Source organism: Streptomyces sp. P17, from assembly GCF_032436805.1.
In the GTDB taxonomy this organism is placed as follows: Bacteria; Actinomycetota; Actinomycetes; order Streptomycetales; family Streptomycetaceae; genus Streptomyces.
In genome coordinates this window covers 1-232 of the sequence record NZ_JAVRBF010001554.1, presented here as the reverse complement: position 1 = coordinate 232, position 232 = coordinate 1, and the positions used below count along the sequence as shown (strand labels likewise).

The following is a 232-nucleotide window of genomic DNA, read 5'->3' as shown; positions in this document are numbered from 1 at the left end:
CCGAAGGCTTGTCGTAAGCGTAAGTATCAGCATATCGCATGACTCCACCGGAGCCATAAACTGGAAACGAGCCATCCCCAAGCGATTTGTGATCCTTGCCATTCTTGATGCGCACGACGTCGACAAGACGCTTGAACTCCACCTCTTCCCCATCCAACAGCTTTTCCATATAACTTAACTGGCTCATTTTACGTATCCCTGCAATTCGCGTTCTAGCTGTTCAATACTGGTC

The 232-nt window shown here is 48.7% G+C and carries 1 protein-coding gene; it reads right to left on the bottom strand.

From position 1 onward, the window contains the following. Nucleotides 1-187: hypothetical protein (locus RMT89_RS45660; protein ID WP_315889639.1), on the bottom strand; the 187-nt coding region annotated here is incomplete at its 3' end. Between the last annotated feature and the right edge of the window lie 45 nt (nucleotides 188-232).